3 protein-coding genes and 2 pseudogenes are annotated in these 2,850 nt (G+C 63.4%); 3 read left to right on the top strand and 2 right to left on the bottom strand.

Features of this window, described 5'->3' with window-relative positions; all coding sequences use genetic code 11:
• A pseudogene (locus MOV75_RS33200) lies at positions 1-230 on the top strand (DUF308 domain-containing protein); the annotation flags it as partial.
• Between the two features lie 146 nt (positions 231-376).
• Positions 377-796: a MucR family transcriptional regulator gene (locus tag MOV75_RS33205; protein WP_246931015.1), complete on the top strand. Its 420-nt coding sequence runs from the start codon at positions 377-379 to the stop codon at positions 794-796.
• 149 nt (positions 797-945) lie between these two features.
• On the opposite strand, the gene MOV75_RS33210 is transcribed toward MOV75_RS33205, so the two are convergent.
• Both MOV75_RS33210 and MOV75_RS33215 read right to left on the bottom strand, forming a co-directional pair.
• Complete coding sequence (locus tag MOV75_RS33210; protein WP_246931016.1) at positions 946-1,374, bottom strand: SufE family protein; 429 nt, start codon at positions 1,372-1,374, stop codon at positions 946-948.
• Between the two features lie 68 nt (positions 1,375-1,442).
• Positions 1,443-1,886 (bottom strand): DUF5330 domain-containing protein, encoded by a 444-nt coding sequence (locus MOV75_RS33215; RefSeq protein WP_246931017.1) that lies wholly within the window; start codon positions 1,884-1,886, stop codon positions 1,443-1,445.
• Positions 1,887-2,271: 385 nt separating this feature from the next.
• Between MOV75_RS33215 and MOV75_RS33220 the strand changes: the two are divergent.
• Positions 2,272-2,850, top strand: a pseudogene (locus MOV75_RS33220) (PAS domain-containing sensor histidine kinase); the annotation flags it as partial.

The following is a 2,850-nucleotide window of genomic DNA, read 5'->3' on the forward strand; positions in this document are numbered from 1 at the left end:
CGCCGGCGCGCTCGCCATCGACCTTCGCAGAGGCCGCTCCGCCGCCTGCACCCGAGCCGACGCCGGCAATTGTCGAGCAGCCGCCCGTGACCGTGCTCAAATCCGGAATCGTCGATGGTATGGCCTATTCGCTCTATTCCGACGGCTCGATCGAAGCGCAGATGCCGGAGGGCATGATGCGCTTTGCCTCGATCGACGAGCTGCGCGCCCATCTCGACCAGCGGAGCTGAGGCAGCTGCGCCCAAGGAAAGCACCACTCCTCACTTGCATCAGCTCATCCTCGTCAGTTGTCGTATTTCGGCCGAACGTATTGTTGACACGGAATAGTTCGGCGTCGTCTATCCCGTGAGGCGCAAGGTGGAGAGAGGGCGGGCCCATGTCGGATGCCGGGGCTAAGAATTTCATCGAGCTGACGGCGAGCATCGTGTCGGCCTATCTCAGCAACAATCCGACGCCGGCTGCGGATATTCCGAACCTGATCAGCCAGGTGCACGGCGCCCTGGTGCGGGTGTCGTCGGGCCGCACCGAGGCTGCGCCGCTCGAGCCGGCGAAGCCGGCGGTCTCGCTGAAGAAGTCGATCGCGCCCGATTATCTGGTCTGTCTCGAAGACGGCAAGCGGTTCAAGTCGCTGAAGCGCCATCTACGCACGCAGTACAACATGACGCCGGAGCAATACCGCGAGAAATGGGGCCTGCCGGCCGACTATCCCATGGTCGCGCCGAACTACGCGGTGGCGCGCTCCCAACTGGCGAAGCAGATGGGCCTCGGGCAGCAGCAGCGGAAGAAGGGGAAGTAGAGCGGGTAGTGCGAAAGGCCGCCGATCGGGAGGCCTCGTAGGGTGGGCAAAGGCGCGAAGCGCCGTGCCCACGAGTCTTTTTCGACCACACTCAGAAGGTGGGCAAGCTTCGCTTTGCCCACCCTACGGGAGCTCCCTACGAAGCTTCTTTACGACGCTTCCGCCAGCGCCTCTTTCGCATCGGTCTTGATGCGGTCGACCATCGAGCGCAGGCCGTTGGAGCGCTGCGGCGTCAGATGATCGCGAAAGCCGAACTCGTTGAACACGGCGATCGCATCGGTATCGAGGATCTCCTGCGGCGTGCGGCCCGAATAGAGCGACAGCACGATCGCGACCAGCCCCCGCACGATATGCGCGTCGCTGTCGCCGCGATACTTCAGGATCGGTGCGCCATTGCCGCGATCGACCAGCTTCTGAAGCCAGACCTGGCTGACGCAGCCATTGACCTTGTTCTCGGCGGAATGTTCCGCCTCCGGCATCGGTTCCAGGGTGCGGCCAAGCTCGATGACGTACCGGTAGCGGTCGTCCCACTCGTCCAGAAGCTCGAAATTATCCCTGATTTCGTCGATCGTGGTCATGCTGGCCCGTGTTCCCGCTTCCCGCCAATATAGGGATGCGAGGGGCCGAAATCGATAGGGTTTGGGCGCTAATTCGCCGGCTGCGGGCCGCGCCATTCCAGTGCCAGGTCGTCCTGGCTCAGCGTGTCGTGCGGCGCTTCGCTCGAGACGAGATCGCCTTCGCCGGCCATCGCGATCGAGCCGGTATGGTCGGGGGCCTTCTTCTCGTTCTTCTCGCTCTTGTCGTTCTTGTCGTTGGAGATCTGCTCTTTTTTGTCGTTGATGATCTGGTAGATCTTGCGCGCGCCGTCCTGGGCGCGCTGGCCGATGATGGTCGCGGCCTGTCCACCGACCTCGCAGGCCGCCGGCTGGCGCTTGCAGAATTGAGTCATGTCCGAGACGGCCGCGGTCGCAGCCTGCACCGCGTCGGCGGCGCCGATCTGCGGCAGCTTCTCCGATTCGGGTGTCTTGTCCCTGGGCAGGAGCACCAGCACCAGCCCGAGCCAGAATGTGATGCGAAGCAGAAAGCGCATCTTGCGACCTGTACGTTCGATCCCGCCCGCGGCGATCTCCGCGGACGTCGGACCTAGCAACTCTCGATAAATCGCAAGTGATTGCCTTGAGCTTAATTCGCGGAAAATTTACGCAAAATTCTTTGGGATCGACGTTGTCGTAAATTTTCGATTGACGCCGGCGCCCGTGATTCTGCCGGCATGCGCATCTACCAATTCGAAACCATGAGCGGGAACGGTGAAACCCTGTGTTCACCATCCTCACTGAAGACGTCGGCAAATCGTCTAAAAAGCCCCGCGATGTCCCGGCGTCCGGCCGCGCGCAGCGCCGCCTTAGCACTCGTTTAAGGTCGCTCTGACACGGTGGCTCAACGACAAGGAGGCGTTCCGGCGCGTCTTCCGACGAATGAGCCGAAGCGCGAGACCCGTGACAGTTTTGAGTATCATCCGCGATTGTCTCGATGCACTGCTGCATCCCTCCGCGCGTTACGATGCGCTGATGCGAGCGCGCCATCGTGCCTTCATGGCGCCGCGGCTGCTCGGCAGCCTGGCGGCTTTTGCCGCATTCCCGGTCTATCTCGCCATGCGCGGCGCGCCGAGCGCAATCGAGGTCGCCGCTTTCGCATGGCTGATCGCGCCGATCCTGCTGTCCTGGTTCCTGTCGCGCACCGGCCGCTATGAAGGCGCGCATGTGCTGTCGTCGCTGGCGCTCGCCGGCCTGATCATGGCCGTCGCGGGTACCACGGGCGGCATCGAATCATTCGCCGCGGTCTGGCTGGTCGTGGTTCCCCTCGAAGCGGCGCTGTCGGCCTCGCGCCGCGTCACCGCCTTCGCCTCATTGCTCGCGCTGTCCTGTGCGGGAATCCTGATCCTCATCGGCCAGCTCGGCTGGCTGCCGTCAGCAGACACCAGCGCCGCAGAACGCGGCGTGCTGATGGCGTTCGGCGTCGCCTCGGCGACGCTCTATGCCGCGGGTCTCTCCTTC

The organism is Bradyrhizobium sp. PRIMUS42 (genome assembly GCF_023006515.1).
In the GTDB taxonomy this organism is placed as follows: domain Bacteria; phylum Pseudomonadota; class Alphaproteobacteria; order Rhizobiales; family Xanthobacteraceae; genus Bradyrhizobium.

What these genes read in the sequence shown, in the direction of transcription:
- MOV75_RS33205 (WP_246931015.1), top strand. Translation starts at nt 377, where the DNA reads ATGTCGGATGCCGGGGCTAAGAATTTCATCGAGCTGACGGCGAGCATC.
- MOV75_RS33210 (WP_246931016.1), bottom strand. Translation starts at nt 1,374, where the DNA reads ATGACCACGATCGACGAAATCAGGGATAATTTCGAGCTTCTGGACGAG.
- MOV75_RS33215 (WP_246931017.1), bottom strand. Translation starts at nt 1,886, where the DNA reads ATGCGCTTTCTGCTTCGCATCACATTCTGGCTCGGGCTGGTGCTGGTG.